Genomic DNA, 15,196 nt, shown 5'->3' with positions numbered 1-15,196 from the left:
AAGAGCTACTGGAAACAGTCCTTTTAGTGTTTAGATTTGATTGAGCAATTCTTCTTTTTTCTGTTGAAATTCTTCGTCGGTTATGGCTCCTAGGTCTAGAAGCTCTTTTAGTTGTTTGATACGAAGGATAGGATCATCCAGGACTGGGACTACATTAGATGTATTGGTAGCCTTCTCTGAGGTGTCCACCACTTCAATGGTAGCAGTTTTCACGGGAGGACCTGCATCGATGGCAGCTTTCACAGCAGCCGTGTTAACCCATAAGCCTCGTTGCTGTTGATCGTAATCGTAAGCTACAGTGCCACGAGATTCAATCCAAGCTTGTAAATTTTCATTGACTAAGTTAGTAAGAATATCGAGGGTGGCGAGACAAGTATCCTGACCTTGAATGAGTAAGACTCGATGGGTGCGACTTACCTCTTTGTTGTCGATATGATCGATATCTTTGTCATAAAACTTCGCCCGTGTACCATAGCGACCGCGATAGGTGAAGAGACCTGTTTCTGTATTGTAGGTAATGTTAACTTGCAATGTATGACCACCAGGTGCGTAACTGATGATATGGTCTGGGGTCCGAGTGAACCAATCGAAGAATCCCATAGTGACTATCCTTTCTTGCTTTTACTTGGCCAATGTGTAGGAGAACCGTAGCAGTTGTTTCCGGTAGAACCAGGGAAACAGGCTAAGAATCCATGAAGGATATAGATGATAATAAGATGTAAGATGTATATATTTTTTAATGGTATGTATAGATTTGTACATACCATATATATGCCCATTAAGATACCGATAAAGCGACCAGGCAATCCAATGTCATTGAGACGGCGGATATATAAGGTGTAGTAGAAAGGTAACAATATGATATAACCTGTGTAGGCTAACGCTTTGATGGCAAAATAGGCTGGTAAAATGACCACTACATATAACAGTTGCTGGATAAACATGTTAAAGATATGCATGGTAGCAGATAAAAATAATATGCTTATAATAAATTGAAAGCGATTGATACGACCAGATGTTTTAAACACACCTTGGCTATGAGGTTCAATCTTGAGTATAAGAATTAGAGAGAGTAAGCCCACAAGAAATGAAATCCCCACATTAATTAGTATGTCCATAAGGAACCTCCTTACATGCTATGAATAAGTATAGCATAGATTGAGATATCTGGCGAACTATGTTGGAATGGGATGGTATTGAAAGAGATGTTTCATTAAAATTTTAAAAAAGTAGGGTACTATCATAGAAACTTAGTAGAAAAAAATAGGCAAAATAGCGGTTCATTGGTATAATAGTAAAGATAGTAAAAAGTTGGTTCACTTTTTTCTTTCTAACTACGATTATATAGCTATGAAAGGAGAAACGTATGGAACCTGTAACAACACCTATGGAAAAACGCATTCGCATGGTTCGTGCTTGGTTGGATGCAGCGGCAAAGTCTTATGCTACAAAAGGAAGTGTGAAAGGAAACTTTCATCTCTTCTTGGCACAAGCAGAGATGAAGCAAATGAATGAAGGGAAACCTTCCATTGTATCCTATGCACAACGAGCCGTAGTAGTATTCGCACTAGTGGGGATCATAGGGGCAACACATTGGTGGCTATCACAACATGAAACAGGGAATACCGCGCATACTCCTGTCATTGACACACAGGTGGAAGTACAACCAAGTAAGGTCAGTACTCCAGTGGTTGTAAAAGAATCACCACCTGTAGAACAAGCAGAAACGAATGTAGTGGAAACCGTGATAGAACAGAATCATGTAGTGACTACGAGACCAACTGTGGAGGCAACACCAGAGCCCTCTATTAGTTCAAAAGACATGTTACATGCAGTGCAAGCTGGTGGACGTATTTTGCGAGATTAGCACCTTTTATATTCTAAGGAGGAACATATATGAAGGGAAACCTATCTTATAAGAAATTTTTAACTTTTGCTGTCCTAGCAGCAATCAGTGCAACTCCCGTATTTGCTGACAATGCTACGACAACGGAAAGTGGCAAAACAATTGCTAAATTGTCCATGGCGGACTTAGGAAAGCAAAATACTACACGCCAAGAAACAGTAGCTGCTGGTGATGCAACAACAGAAGCAGCCATCGCGGCAGCTCGTGAAGGTTTATCAGAAGCGGCACAACGTGATGCCATAGAAGAACAACGTAAACGCGTAGATAATTCTTCCTTGGCTACGAATGATAAAGAAGTTAAAATCATCACAAAAGCTGGTGGTGATAAATTAGAAGAAGCACAAGCAGCTGGTGTGGAAACAGCGATTCCTCAAGTACAAGCTCGTTATTTCACATCTTTAACCGAAGAAGAATTACAAAAATATGTAGGTAAAACAATTACACATATCTCTATTGAAGGTCTTGATGCAGCCAATCAGCCAGCATTCCTATCCTTGTTGCAAGGCAAAATTGGTGATGCTGTTACTATAGAAGGCATTTCAAAAGAAATCGCAAACTTAGGTGGCTCTGGAGTTCTTTCAGAAATTACACCAGTATTCACAGAAGTGCCTGAAGGTGTGAAAGTAGCGTACCATGTAACATTAAATCCTGTGGTAAAAAGTGTATCTGTAGAAGGTAGTACGGTATATAATACAGATGTACTAGTACAATATCTAGGTGTTGAAACGAATGCAGTATTAAATACCATTGCAGTAGGTGAAAAAATACAAGGCGTCAATGCGGCATATCAACGTGATGGCTATATTCTAGCTCATGTTAAAGACGTTGCGGTAGATGATAATGGGGTGTTACATATCTCCATCGTAGAAGGTATTGTAGAACGTATTACACCACATGGCAATAAGAAAACGAAAAATCGAGTGATTACTCGTGAATTTAACCAGAAAGTGGGTCAACCATTTAACAAATTCTTGGTGCGTCGTTCTGTAGAAAAAGTATATAACTTAGGTTTTTTTGATGATGTAAACGTACGTTTAACACAAGGATCCACAGAAGAAACCGTAAACATTGAAGTAGATGTATTAGAACATAAAACGGGTACTATCACGCTAGGTGCTGGCTACTCTGGTGCTGACGGATTTGTAGGTATCGTAGAAGTAGGGGAAGATAATCTTCGAGGTACAGGTGATAAGATTAAAGTTCACTGGGAGTTCGGTGGTACGGCTGGATATAAAAATTACTCCGTATCCTACTTACGCCCTTGGATTGATAACAAAGGTACATCCCTTGGCGTTACATACTATAACCAATTGAATGAATATACAGATTACAATGAAAAAGGACAATCTGTGGCCACATATGATCGGAAGTCCAATGGATTCAATATTTCCTTAGGTCGTCAGACTGGTGAATTTACTCGTGATTATGTAACATTAGAACATCGTAAAGATACATATATTTGGGATGATAAAGATTCTAGCGGATTCCGCTATGACACGGATACTGCACAAGGTAGACGTTGGAATAACGGTCCTTATAAATTTGCTAGTATGGGATATATTAAACATAACTTTGGCACCACAAATAGTGTGAGTTGGCAAAAGGTGTTTGACTCCCGTGATAATGTGTATGAGCCAAGTCGTGGTAAACGTTTATCTAGTACATTACAATGGGGTGGTCATGGCTTAGGAGGTAACTTTAACTTTTATAAATTTACTGGCGAAGCTAGAACGTATAAAAAAGTAGGCAATAAACAAGTATTGGCGTTCCGTGGTCGTATCGGTTGGGCTGTTGGTGATTTACCATATAGCCAATTATATACAATTGGTGGTTCTGATTCTCTTCGTGCTTATGAGGATGATCAATACCGTGGTAAAAAAATGTACAATTTCACAGCGGAATATCGCTTCCCAATTTGGAATAAAGTAAGTGGCGCCCTGTTCACTGACTTAGGTGATGCTTGGGATGCACCAAATGTACCTTGGTTCTCTCATTCTAAAACATTCAATGCTTCCGTCGGTGCCGGCGTGCGTGTGACAACACCAATTGGTCCAGTACGTATCGACTATGGTATTAGTAAAAAGCAAAAGAAATTCCACTTCAGCTTTGGTGGACAATTCTAATTGATGAGGATACAAAAATGGATAGGAGGGGCTCTTCTGATGGCAACATTAGGGATTCCCTCTGTCTATGGTGCTCCTGTTCAGTCTGTGCATGTGGACCTGCACAGTACAACGGGATCGATTCCAAGAACTTTGGAGTCGCGAATGGTCGCCAGCATTCAAGGTGCGGCTGCCTACATGTACCAAGGGAAAGAGGATTTTCAAATTAGAAAGTCTCTTCCGGCCTATGAAAAAGCAACCATGGATGTGGTGGATCGAATCCTCTATGGATACACGGTGAAAGCTATAACTATGGATGTGGATGACAATTTATATATTCATCTTATCTTAGAGCCTTATGGAAAAGTAATACAATCTTTGGAAACTACTGTGAATTATGGCAATATATCTCCTTATGGACGCTCGTTGATAGATGCAGATTTAGGGAATATAAAACCACGATTAGAGCAAATGCTTTTAGGAGCATCATTGGAGTCCCTAGATTGGATTACACCATTGGTACAAAAGGCGGTACGAAGTGATCTAGAAGGTTCTCTTCCAGAATTTACTCCACAAACTGATGTGGTAGGAGATGATACAGCAAAGGCGACGGTGTACTTGGTTCCTAATGGAAACAGCATAAGTCGTACGGTGGTGACGGTTCAATCTAATACATTACCGAGCATGTTCTTTTATTCGATGCGTCAGTACTACGAAAAAAAACTGCGTCAATTAGAAGGCTTACCCGTTGCTTTTGTAAGACGTCATCAAATGATGATAGAAAAAGAGATACAAGATGAACTCAATAAAAGTCGTAGTGTTACACAATTTGGTGTGACTATGACGCCTACCTTGAAAGTGGGGTCAGAGACGATCTTGCAAATTTATGTAGATTCCTCTAAATATATTCTCCGAGGGGAAGGATATTTGGATATGGGTCGTGGTGTAGATTCTGTAGGATTACGATTGTATACGGGGATTCATGATGGAGCTCATGATTGGTATGTAGAAACAGAGTTTTTGCCGAATCGTTTGGAATGGTCCTTTAAGCCATCTTATGGGTATCAATTCACGAAAGATACAAAGATAGGCTATCAATATGGATTGCCTAATCATCACCAGTATGGAATTGTGCAACAACATATTGGAAACCGATGGAATGCAAGGTATGAAAGAGATATGACGGGGAAAGCCAATGAATTTGCTATTTCCTACGATGTACATGAATATTTACGATTAGAATATGTATGGGGTGACCATGATCGATGGTTGCGCCTAATAGGACGAATATAAAGAAAGAAGGTAGATACACTATGATGCGTTTATTGAACAATAAAAAGAATGTAAAAACAGTGTCCATCATTGTAGGCGTTCTTTTTGTTATCAGTGTGGGCGCTTTGGCGTATACACAGATGGCAGGACATGGTGGTTCTAATGCAATTAGTAACATTGGTGTCATCGACATGCAACGAATTGTGGAAAGCAATCCAAACTTAGTGCAAGATGCACAGCAAGAATATGCAGCGTATAACGAAGAATTGCAAAAAGAATTTAATGAAAAATCCGCTAATTTAGATGAAGCAGGTAAGGCAAAATTATCTGATGAACTTCGTCAAAAATTGCAAGATAAACAACAAACAATTCAAGAGAATCTTAAAAAACGTGTAGATGAAGCATCTAAAACTGTAGCAGATGGCAAAGGTCTTAGCGTTGTATTGAGCCGTGAATCTGTGTTGTTTGGTGGTACTGATATTACAGAACAAGTGAGCAAAAAATTAGCGGAAACTAAATAAGGTAACATCCAAATGGAAAAAGGACCTATCTTCGCTTTCATAGGTATGCTAGTATGTGCCGTGGGTATTGGTGGATATTATGGACACCAACACTCGAAGGCAATAGAGGCGCCACGAATTGGGGTTGTACGCTTACAAGATGTAGTGGAACGACATCCAAACTTTCACAGTTATGATGAGCAAAAAAAAGAATTGTTGCGATTAGAGGCACAACGGGATAGAGAGGATGAACTTCTCAAGTCTAAGTTAGGTGCTGAGGTAAATAAATCTGAAGAACGTTTGAAACAGTTAGAGTCAAATGTAACAGAAAGTTTGAATCGTGAGTTACAAACTAAGATTGCCTTGCGTGAAGCTGAGTTAAATCAAGAGTTGGCTGCTAAGCAACGGGCATTGATTGAACAATATCGTAAAAGCTATACAGTAGAACCTAGTGAAGCAGATATAGAAATTGTGAATTTACAATTATGGTTAACAACTAAAATGAATGTAAACGCGATTGATGATATGCAACGTCAGCGTTGGGACACCGAAAAACGTGAAAAAGAACAACGTTTATCAGAATTGTTGGCACAGCGTAGTCATGGTTTGAGCGGCTCCGACAAATGGAAAGACATCGAATCGAAAGTGGCGGAAGCTATGGCACCAGCGCATGCAGAGGCACAAGAAAAGCTAAGTGCCTATGCTACAGAACAGGCTAATGCTTTAAGTGCCCAGAGGGACCATTCCGTGAAAGGTCTAGTGGACTCTCAGCAAGCGGTGCTAGCAAAAGTTCGTCATGATGGTACCACATTGTGGGATGCAGAATGGGAACAGCGGTTGGCACAAAAACGAGATGAAGTGCAAGCCTTGCATGATGCGATTTTAGAAGATATTCGAGTTCGCGCAGGAGTTCTGGCGAGAGCAAAACAACTAGATCTAGTGTTGGTGGACCATATTACGGATCGTACAGGCATGGATTTGACAGATGAAATCATTCAATCGTATGGACAATAAAGGAGTAAAGTGATGAAATCAATGTGGAAACGTATGGCTACAGGAGCTATGATGGTATGTGCATTAGGATTGGTTGCTGGCTGTGGCACCACTGATAAAGTAGGTGTGGTAAATACTGAAAAGTTGGTGCAAGAAAGCCAAAAAGCAAAAGACATTAATAAAGAAATGGAAGCTAAACAAAAAGAAGTGACTGATCGTTTAGCCGAAGTGCAAGGTACACAAACAGAAGACCAATTTCACCAAACACAAATGAATGCACAACAGGAACTACAAATTTTTGGTCAAGCGAAGGGTAAAGAGTTTAAAGCTTACGTGGAATCTAATATCCAAGCGGTAGCGAAAGAAAAAGAATTGACTGTAGTAGCAAATGACCAAGCTATTGTAACTGGTGGTATTGATATTACAGAAGATGTACTTAAAAAGATGAATGAAGGTACTTCTTCTGCAGAAACTAGTAAATAATAAGAGAGTAAAAGTAAGGAGGCTTCATAGTGAAGTTTTCAGTAGAAGACCTAGCGAACTTGGTTGAGGGTACCGTATGTGGTGATGGCTCTATTAATATTGAAGAGGCTCGCAGTTTAGATCAAGGGGCAGAACATGCAATTAGTTTTGCCATCGGTGATTATAGAGAGTTTGCTAAAGATAGCAAAGCAGGGGCTTTGTTGGTGGAAACGAAAATTGAAGAATGTAATATCCCGCAAATCATTGTGGTCAATGCAAAAGCAGCCTTTGCTAAACTGTTAGAAGTATTCCATCCTCCTGTGGTATTTCCAGAGGGGATTCATGAAACAGCCATTATTGGCAAGAATGTAACAATTGGGAAGAATGTAAAAATTGGACCCTATTGTGTGATTTACGATAATGCTATCATTGGTGATAATGTAACATTACATGCCTATGTGTATATTGGACATAATGTACGTATCGGTGAAGGGACCACAATCTATGCAAGTTCCATTGTGCATGAGAACTGTATTTTAGGAAAACGAGTTGTGTTACGTGCGAATGCTGTTGTAGGTGGAGAAGGTTTTGGCTTTGCCACTGAGAATGGTAAACATACACATATTCCACAAGTCGGTAATGTTATCCTAGAAGATGATGTGGAAGTAGGGGCTTGCTCCTGTATCGACAATGCAACCATGGGTTCAACATTGGTGCGCCGTGGTACAAAAATAGACAACTTAGTTCATTTAGGTCATAATGTGGAAATTGGTGAGGATTGTTTCTTAATTGCCCAAGTCGGTATTGCTGGCAGTACAAAATGTGGTAACCATGTTATCTTTGCGGGTCAAACTGGTTGTACGGGGCATATTACGATTGGTGACAATGTTACCTTTGCTGGTAAAACGGGTATCACAGGTAATGTGCCGTCCAATGGACTATATGCGGGCTTCCCTATGCGACCACATAAAGAATGGCTTAAGCTAGCGGCTTATGAAAGTCGACTACCAGATATGGTAAAACAGCTGAAAGCATTAGAAAAAGAAGTGGCTGCATTGCAAGCTAAATTAGAAGATAAATAGGTGTACCTATGTTATATACCTGTATGAAACTATTCAGTGCTATCCTATGTGCCTTGCCATATCGATTGCAATATGGCATTGGGTACCTATTAGGACAATTAGGATGGCTCTTCACACCAAGCAATCGAAAACGATTGGCCATAGGACAAATCTTGTTTTGTCGCATTACAGATGATCCTGTAGAGGCAAAGCGAATTGCAAAAGCGAGTGTCACAAGATTTGGGCGTATGATTGTAGATGTGCTTCGGTATCCTGAAATTAAAGACGGTAAGTATAAAGAGATGTTCACTATGGAAGGTCGTGAATATCTGGAATCTGCCAAAGAAGATGGCAAAGGTGCTATTATTATCGCTCTCCATAGTGGAAACTGGGAATTACTAGGAGGCATTTTAGCATCGGAAGGCTATCCTTTGATTTCAGTAGCCATGCAACAACAAGGTGATGCGGACAAATTTATCAATGAATACCGTGAGCTTATGAAACAACACGTAACCTATAAAACAGGTGTTCGTGAAATGGTAAAAGAATTACAACAAGGTTCATTCATTGGTCTTATTATGGACCAAGATCCAGGAGATAAAGGTCAGTTAGTACCATTTTTCGGCTACGAAACCTTGACCCCTGTGGGACCCGCAGCGATGGCTCGCATGCAAGATGTACCAATTATTCCGACTACCATTCGTTTTAATGAATATACTGAAAAACATGAAATTACCGTACATCCGCCTGTATATGCAGAAAAAACAGAGGACCGTAAACGTGATATTGCTGTTACATTGACAATGCTCAATGAATGGTTAGAAGATTATATTAGACGATATCCAGAAGATTGGTTCTGGCTCCATAATCGTTGGAAATGGACACGTCGTTTTTATGGTGATACTATAGAAGTACCACCAGATGTAATGAATCAAAAATTGTAGAAAGGAGGTCCTTATGAAACAACAAACAATTAGTAAAGCCATTAGCTATGAAGGAGATGGATTGCACAGTGGTTTACCTGTGAAAATGCGTATCTTACCTAGTGATCCAAATACAGGGATTACCTTTGTCCGCACAGATTTACCAGGTACTCCTTCTGTAAAAGCAGATATTCGTAATGTTACGAACACAATGCGCGCTACCACTTTAGAAGATGGAGATGCAAAAGTATTTACGGTAGAACATATTTTAGCAGCTTTCTATGGTATGGCAATTGATAACTGTATCATCGAGTTGAACTCACCAGAACCTCCGATAGCAGATGGTGGCTCAGCCACATTTGTACAGCTTATCAAAGAGGCAGGCATTGTAGAACAAGAGGTAGAGCGCCGTGTGTATACTGTGAAACAATCTCATGGCATCTATGAAGAAGATAAGTTTATCATCATTCGTCCTTATGATGGATTCCGAGTGACTTTTACAAGTATCAATAGTCATCCCATGTTAGGTACGCAACATGCGGATTATGAAATTAATCCTGATGTGTTTGCCACAGAAATTGCACCAGCTAGAACCATTGGTTTCACGAAAGAAATCGAGCAATTGCAAGCTATGGGTTTGGCGCAAGGTGGTTCTATCGAGAATGTTATTGTTTATGATGAAACAACATGTTTATCGGAACTTAATTTTCCAGATGAATTAGTGCGTCATAAAATTTTAGATATCTTAGGGGATTTATTTTTGGTGGGTCATCTAAAAGGCCATATTATTGCTGTAAAATCAAGCCACAATTTAAACTCTAGATTAAGTCGAGAAATTGTAAAAGAAATGCAAGAGGAGGTATAACATGATTCTCACAGTTGAAGAAATTATGGAGATTCTACCACACCGTTATCCGTTTTTATTAGTAGATCGCATTGTTGAAATGGAACCAATGAAACGGGCTGTTGGTATAAAAAATTGTACTTTCAATGAGCCACATTTTATGGGACACTTCCCAGGTAACCCTGTGATGCCGGGAGTGTTGATTACAGAAGCGATTGCACAAGTGGGTGGTATCGCTCTTTTGTACCCAGAAGAAAATCGTGGTCTAACACCAATGTTTACAGGTATTGATAAAGTGCGATTCCGTCACCCAGTGAAACCAGGTGACCAAGTTCGCATGGAGGCTGATGTGGTGAAAATTAAAGGCCGTATGGGTAAAGTAGAAGGTCGTGCCTATGTAGGAGATAAATTGGTGGCAAGTGGTGAGTACATGTTCGCCTTAGTAAAACCAGAATAATTATCAAAATGTAAGGAGTGACACAGATGATCGTAGTTGGCATGGAAAATGCAACATCTGAAATTCATAGTACTGCAGTCATACATCCAGATGCAAAGATTGGTCAGAATGTTATTATTGGTCCTGGTGCAGTCATTGGAGAACATGTTGAAATTGGAGATGGGACTAAAATCGGAGCCAATGTAGTCATTGGTGGATGGACGACAATCGGTAAAAATAATGAATTATTCCCAGGTTGTGCCATCGGTTTAGAACCGCAAGATTTAAAATTTAAAGGTGAAAAAAGTTATTGCGTTATTGGCGATAATACGGTGGTTCGCGAATTTGTAACCATCAGCCGTGCTACTGGTGAAGGGGAAGAAACCCGCATCGGAAATAATTGTTTGTTCCAAGCATGTACCCATGTGGCTCACAACTGTATCGTTGGCAATAATGTGATTATGAGTAACTGCGCAGGTCTTGCAGGTCATGTAATCGTAGAAGATCGCGTTGTCATTGGAGGCATAGCAGGGGTCCATCAATTTGTAAAAATTGGTCGTAATGCTATGGTTGGTGGTATGGCGAAAGTTGTACAAGATATCCCACCGTATGTCATTGCGGATGGACAACCTGCGCATGTGATTGGACTAAACTCTGTAGGGCTAGCTCGTGCTGGTGTATCTGAAGAAGTGCGCCGTGAATTGAAGAAAGCATTTCGTATTATTTATCGCAGTGGGTTTAGTTTATCGAAAGCCATTGAAGAAATGGAATTGAACCTAACATCCTCTGTGGAGATTGAACATATGCTACGCTTCTTGCGCAATGCAGATCGTGGTATCATGCGCGTACGCAGAGATTAATATGGCATTAGAATACATGGTGAAAGCATACATTATATGCTTTTGTCATGTATTTTTTGTTGCGAAGTTTCATGCCATTTGTGCCCTTTATGTGATATAATATAAATTAGAATTTTTATAATTAAAACTTAGTGGGAGGCGTTATGGCAAAAGTAGGATTGATTGCAGGAATTGGTAATCTGCCAGTTGAATTTATGCGAGCGGCCCAACATGAAGGCTATGAAGTTGTGGTTATATCTGTTGTGACAGATGGTGCTCCAGAATTACAAGCAGAGGCCGATGCATACTACCAAATCAGCGTCTTTAAATCAGATACAGTGATTAAAACATTCCTCAAAGAGGGCGTCACAGATGTGACGATGTTAGGTAAGGTAACAAAGGAACATCTCTATAAAAAAATAACAACCATACCAGATATGCGTACCATCAAATTATTGAATCGTTTGCGCAATCGTAAAGATGATACCATTATGTTGGCCATCGTAGAAGAATTAGAAAAAGAAGGTCTAGCGGTAGCGGATCAAACCAAATACATGAGATCTCTTATGCCGCCGGTAGGGGTGATGACGAATCGTCAACCAACAGAGGCGGAGCAACTAGATATTGAGTTTGGCTTTGCTTTAGCCAAACAAATGGGGGCTCTTGATATTGGTCAAACCGTAGTGGTAAAAGAACAAGCGGCGATGGCCATTGAAGCCATTGAAGGAACTGATGAGTGTATCAAACGAGGCGGTGCCTTGGGTCGTGAAGGAGCTGTGGTAGTAAAAACGGCAAAACCTAACCAGGATGTACGGTTTGATGTCCCAGCGGTAGGTATGAAGACATTAGAATCTATGATTAGCAGTAACTGCAAGGTCTTAGCTATGGAAGCAAAGCGGACGATTTTTGTGGAACAAGAAGCAGTGTTGCGAAAAGCAAATGAATTAGGTATCGTAATCTGTGCCGTAGAAGGACTGGATGAGGAGTAAAGATGAAGATTATGTTTTCTGCTGGTGAAGCATCAGGAGATACGCATGGTGCTAGTGTGGCGAAAGCTTTATTGGATAAATATCCAGAAGCACAGCTATTTGGTATGGGCGGAGACTTGATGAAAGAAGCTGGTGTGGATATTATCTATGATATTCAACAACTCGGATTCATCGGTATTGTTGAAATAGTAAAACATTTACCTACCTTTTTTAAACTTCGCAGTTTCTTAAAAGAAGCTATGTTACGAGAAAAGCCAGATGTGTTGGTGTGTATCGACTATCCAGGATTTAACATGAAGTTAGCTAAGGTGGCAAAAGAATTGCATATACCAGTGGTGTACTACATTGCCCCTACTATCTGGGCTTGGAATAAAGGAAGAGGAAAGGATATTGCTAAAACGGTGACAAAAGTAGCTTCTATTTTCCCTTTTGAAGCAGAGGCATACCGTGAATTTGGTGTAGATGTGGAATTTGTAGGAAATCCTTTAATAGATATTGTACATCCTACCATGTCTATGGAAGCAGCTCTTACTCATTTTGGTGCAGAGGCAACAAATCGTAATATTCTGTTGATGCCAGGTAGCCGTAAACAAGAAGTAGAAGGCTTGCTACCAACCATGTTAGCAGCGGCTGAACGGTTATATGAGAATCACCAAGATTTAAAATTTTTCTTGCCGAGAGCTCATACCATACCAAGAGAAGATATTGATCGAATTTTACAAAGCTATTCTGTGCCAGTAACTATTACAGAAGGTTATAACTATGATTTAATGCAGATTTGTACCGCATGTATTGCTGCCTCTGGAACAGCGACCTTGGAAACGGCATTAATGAATGTACCTACGGTGTTAATTTATAAGGTAGCATCTATTACGTATGGAATTGGTAAGTTGTTGGTGAAAATTGACCATATTGGCCTGCCTAATATTATGGCAAAACGACGTATTATTCCTGAGTTATTACAGGGGGATGTAACGCCAGAAAATGTAGAACGAGAACTAGCTAATATCTTAGATGATGGTGCGGTATATACGCAGATGAAAGCTGATTTAGCACAAGTGAAAGTAGAATTAGGGGCACCAGGAGCGGTGCAGCGTGTAGCTGATGTCATTGCATCAGTAGCAATGAAGGAGGCATAAATGAATCGTTATAAACAACTATTGGCGTTTGTCATGCCATATAGGAAGCGACTCATCTTGGGGATGTTTTGTATGATTGCCGCTGCCATGGGTTATTTAGTAGTACCATGGCTAATCCGAAATGTAGTGGATGGTGTATTGCAAGATAAAGATTTAGGATTATTAACACTTATTGTTATAGCTATTTTGATAATTTTTTTAATTCGTGGATTTGCAACATACGGACAAAATTACACAATGGCTTATGTGGGTCAGCGTGTGGTCATTGATATCCGAGAAACCTTGTTTAAGCATTTACAAAAGTTAGATCAAGCTTATTTTGACCGTCGTAAAACAGGGGTTATCATGAGTAATGTAACGAGTGATGTAGGGGCCTTACAACAAGCAATTGTAGATAACCTAATTTCCTTTATGACAGAAGGTGTTACATTATTAGGCTCTTTAATATTCATGTTTTACTTGGATTGGAAATTATCTTTATTAACTCTAATTATTGTTCCAGTTGTGTTAGGACTTACGAATATTTTTGGTAAAAAATTACGTTCTGCAGGACATGAAGTACAAGGTAGAACAGCAGATATTACGGCCTTTTTACAAGAAGTTATCTCCAGTGTGCGCATCATTCGTTCTTTTGCACGTGAGACATATGAATTTAAGCGCTTTGAACAAGAGAACCAAAATAACTTTGATGCGGCAATGAAGGCTACAAAACTAACAGCTGTGATGGGACCTATGGTGGAATTTGCAGCGGCCATTGCCGTAGTGATTATTTTATGGTATGGAGGATATTCTGTAGTACAAGGTTATATTACAGCTGGATCCTTGATTGCATTTTTGATTTACGCCATCAATCTATCAAATCCTGTAAAACGTCTGACTCAAGTTTATGGTAATTTACAAAAAGCGATGGCAGCAGGAGATCGTGTCATTGATATTTTAGAAACAGAACCGTATGTGAAAGAATCACTGACGGCAAAAACATTAACGAACGTACAAGGAGATGTGCAATTCGATAATGTACAATTTGCTTATGATGAGGATAATTTGGCCTTAAAAGGAGTGAATTTAACGGTAAAACAAGGGCAAACAGTGGCGATTGTAGGTCCTTCTGGAGCGGGTAAGTCAACGATAGCCAATCTGTTGCCACGTTTCTATGATGTGACAGGTGGGGCTATTCGCATTGATGGTGTAGATGTGCGTGATGTAACATTTACGTCTTTACGAGAGAATATTGGTCTTGTGCCACAGGATACAATGCTATTCAATGCATCTGTACGTGAAAATATTTTGTATGGACGATTAGATGCTTCGGAGCAAGAAATTATTGATGCCGCTAAAGCAGCGAATGCCTATGAGTTTATTGAAAAATTACCAAATGGGTTTGATACGATAGTAGGAGAACGTGGTAATTCCTTGTCTGGTGGTCAGCGTCAACGCATCGCCATTGCACGAGCTATCTTGAAAAATCCTAGTATTTTAATCCTTGATGAAGCTACATCAGCCTTAGATACTGAAAGTGAAAAAATTGTACAAGAAGCATTAGAACGATTAATGAAAAATAGAACGGCTTTAGTGATTGCTCATAGATTGAGTACTATTAAACATGCCGATTATATTGTGGTCTTGCAACAAGGCTGTGTTGTAGAAGAAGGCACACATGATGAATTATTAGCGTTGAATGGCTTGTACAGTCATTTATATTCTGTTCAATTTACCGGAAAAGGATAAAC

At 39.8% G+C, this 15,196-nt stretch carries 16 protein-coding genes; 14 read left to right on the top strand and 2 right to left on the bottom strand.

The genetic code is table 11. The features are described 5' to 3' along the window. Window positions 1-30: 30 nt before the first annotated feature. Entirely contained in the window at window positions 31-600 is a 570-nt protein-coding gene (locus EO125_RS00840) for an SHOCT domain-containing protein (RefSeq protein ID WP_127147217.1), read from the bottom strand. Window positions 601-605: 5 nt separating this feature from the next. Further along, a complete protein-coding gene (locus tag EO125_RS00835) occupies window positions 606-1,118 on the bottom strand; it encodes a DUF805 domain-containing protein (protein WP_127147216.1) in 513 nt (170 codons plus the stop codon). Window positions 1,119-1,366: 248 nt separating this feature from the next. On the opposite strand from EO125_RS00835, the gene EO125_RS00830 reads away from it, so the two are divergent. From EO125_RS00830 to EO125_RS09940, 14 genes are all read left to right on the top strand, one after another. Further along, entirely contained in the window at window positions 1,367-1,867 is a 501-nt protein-coding gene (locus EO125_RS00830) for a hypothetical protein (protein WP_127147215.1), read from the top strand. A gap of 29 nt (window positions 1,868-1,896) precedes the next feature. Then, window positions 1,897-4,029: an outer membrane protein assembly factor gene (locus EO125_RS00825; protein ID WP_127147214.1), complete on the top strand. Its 2,133-nt coding sequence runs from the start codon at window positions 1,897-1,899 to the stop codon at window positions 4,027-4,029. A 39-nt stretch (window positions 4,030-4,068) separates the two neighbouring features. After that, complete coding sequence (locus EO125_RS00820; RefSeq protein WP_127147213.1) at window positions 4,069-5,301, top strand: hypothetical protein; 1,233 nt, start codon at window positions 4,069-4,071, stop codon at window positions 5,299-5,301. A 20-nt stretch (window positions 5,302-5,321) separates the two neighbouring features. Then, window positions 5,322-5,801, top strand: coding sequence for an OmpH family outer membrane protein (locus EO125_RS00815; protein ID WP_127147212.1), 480 nt, complete (start codon window positions 5,322-5,324; stop codon window positions 5,799-5,801). A 12-nt stretch (window positions 5,802-5,813) separates the two neighbouring features. Then, on the top strand, window positions 5,814-6,794 hold the full coding sequence (locus tag EO125_RS00810; RefSeq protein ID WP_127147211.1) for a hypothetical protein: 981 nt from the start codon (window positions 5,814-5,816) through the stop codon (window positions 6,792-6,794). Window positions 6,795-6,806: 12 nt separating this feature from the next. Continuing rightward, window positions 6,807-7,256: an OmpH family outer membrane protein gene (locus EO125_RS00805; protein ID WP_127147210.1), complete on the top strand. Its 450-nt coding sequence runs from the start codon at window positions 6,807-6,809 to the stop codon at window positions 7,254-7,256. Between the two features lie 29 nt (window positions 7,257-7,285). Beyond that, window positions 7,286-8,317, top strand: a complete 1,032-nt coding sequence (lpxD, locus tag EO125_RS00800) for a UDP-3-O-(3-hydroxymyristoyl)glucosamine N-acyltransferase (protein WP_127147209.1) — start codon at window positions 7,286-7,288, stop codon at window positions 8,315-8,317. Between the two features lie 8 nt (window positions 8,318-8,325). Next, a complete protein-coding gene (locus tag EO125_RS00795) occupies window positions 8,326-9,240 on the top strand; it encodes a lysophospholipid acyltransferase family protein (protein ID WP_240630404.1) in 915 nt (304 codons plus the stop codon). Between the two features lie 13 nt (window positions 9,241-9,253). Next, complete coding sequence (gene lpxC / locus EO125_RS00790) at window positions 9,254-10,084, top strand: UDP-3-O-acyl-N-acetylglucosamine deacetylase (RefSeq protein ID WP_127147208.1); 831 nt, start codon at window positions 9,254-9,256, stop codon at window positions 10,082-10,084. Between the two features lies 1 nt (window position 10,085). After that, a complete protein-coding gene (gene fabZ / locus EO125_RS00785) occupies window positions 10,086-10,520 on the top strand; it encodes a 3-hydroxyacyl-ACP dehydratase FabZ (protein ID WP_127147207.1) in 435 nt (144 codons plus the stop codon). Window positions 10,521-10,546: 26 nt separating this feature from the next. After that, window positions 10,547-11,359 carry an acyl-ACP--UDP-N-acetylglucosamine O-acyltransferase gene (gene lpxA, locus EO125_RS00780; RefSeq protein ID WP_127147206.1) on the top strand — a complete coding sequence of 271 codons (813 nt, stop codon included), beginning with the start codon at window positions 10,547-10,549 and terminating at the stop codon, window positions 11,357-11,359. A 143-nt stretch (window positions 11,360-11,502) separates the two neighbouring features. After that, window positions 11,503-12,327: an LpxI family protein gene (locus EO125_RS00775; RefSeq protein WP_127147205.1), complete on the top strand. Its 825-nt coding sequence runs from the start codon at window positions 11,503-11,505 to the stop codon at window positions 12,325-12,327. Between the two features lie 2 nt (window positions 12,328-12,329). Beyond that, window positions 12,330-13,466: a lipid-A-disaccharide synthase gene (lpxB, locus tag EO125_RS09945; protein WP_206168340.1), complete on the top strand. Its 1,137-nt coding sequence runs from the start codon at window positions 12,330-12,332 to the stop codon at window positions 13,464-13,466. After that, window positions 13,467-15,194, top strand: coding sequence for an ABC transporter ATP-binding protein (locus EO125_RS09940; RefSeq protein ID WP_206168339.1), 1,728 nt, complete (start codon window positions 13,467-13,469; stop codon window positions 15,192-15,194). Window positions 15,195-15,196: the final 2 nt, after the last annotated feature.

It is taken from the genome of Veillonella sp. VA139 (assembly GCF_003992005.1).
Taxonomy (GTDB): Bacteria; Bacillota; Negativicutes; order Veillonellales; family Veillonellaceae; genus F0422.
The sequence above is the reverse complement of the archived record's forward strand: the minus strand, read 5'-3'. Positions and strand labels throughout refer to the sequence as shown.

What these genes read in the sequence shown, in the direction of transcription:
- EO125_RS00810 (WP_127147211.1), top strand. Translation starts at nt 5,814, where the DNA reads ATGGAAAAAGGACCTATCTTCGCTTTCATAGGTATGCTAGTATGTGCC.
- EO125_RS00835 (WP_127147216.1), bottom strand. Translation starts at nt 1,118, where the DNA reads ATGGACATACTAATTAATGTGGGGATTTCATTTCTTGTGGGCTTACTC.
- EO125_RS00830 (WP_127147215.1), top strand. Translation starts at nt 1,367, where the DNA reads ATGGAACCTGTAACAACACCTATGGAAAAACGCATTCGCATGGTTCGT.
- EO125_RS00840 (WP_127147217.1), bottom strand. Translation starts at nt 600, where the DNA reads ATGGGATTCTTCGATTGGTTCACTCGGACCCCAGACCATATCATCAGT.
- EO125_RS00825 (WP_127147214.1), top strand. Translation starts at nt 1,897, where the DNA reads ATGAAGGGAAACCTATCTTATAAGAAATTTTTAACTTTTGCTGTCCTA.
- EO125_RS00815 (WP_127147212.1), top strand. Translation starts at nt 5,322, where the DNA reads ATGATGCGTTTATTGAACAATAAAAAGAATGTAAAAACAGTGTCCATC.
- EO125_RS00775 (WP_127147205.1), top strand. Translation starts at nt 11,503, where the DNA reads ATGGCAAAAGTAGGATTGATTGCAGGAATTGGTAATCTGCCAGTTGAA.
- EO125_RS00805 (WP_127147210.1), top strand. Translation starts at nt 6,807, where the DNA reads ATGAAATCAATGTGGAAACGTATGGCTACAGGAGCTATGATGGTATGT.
- lpxB (WP_206168340.1), top strand. Translation starts at nt 12,330, where the DNA reads ATGAAGATTATGTTTTCTGCTGGTGAAGCATCAGGAGATACGCATGGT.
- EO125_RS09940 (WP_206168339.1), top strand. Translation starts at nt 13,467, where the DNA reads ATGAATCGTTATAAACAACTATTGGCGTTTGTCATGCCATATAGGAAG.
- lpxA (WP_127147206.1), top strand. Translation starts at nt 10,547, where the DNA reads ATGATCGTAGTTGGCATGGAAAATGCAACATCTGAAATTCATAGTACT.
- EO125_RS00795 (WP_240630404.1), top strand. Translation starts at nt 8,326, where the DNA reads ATGTTATATACCTGTATGAAACTATTCAGTGCTATCCTATGTGCCTTG.
- EO125_RS00820 (WP_127147213.1), top strand. Translation starts at nt 4,069, where the DNA reads ATGGCAACATTAGGGATTCCCTCTGTCTATGGTGCTCCTGTTCAGTCT.
- lpxC (WP_127147208.1), top strand. Translation starts at nt 9,254, where the DNA reads ATGAAACAACAAACAATTAGTAAAGCCATTAGCTATGAAGGAGATGGA.
- fabZ (WP_127147207.1), top strand. Translation starts at nt 10,086, where the DNA reads ATGATTCTCACAGTTGAAGAAATTATGGAGATTCTACCACACCGTTAT.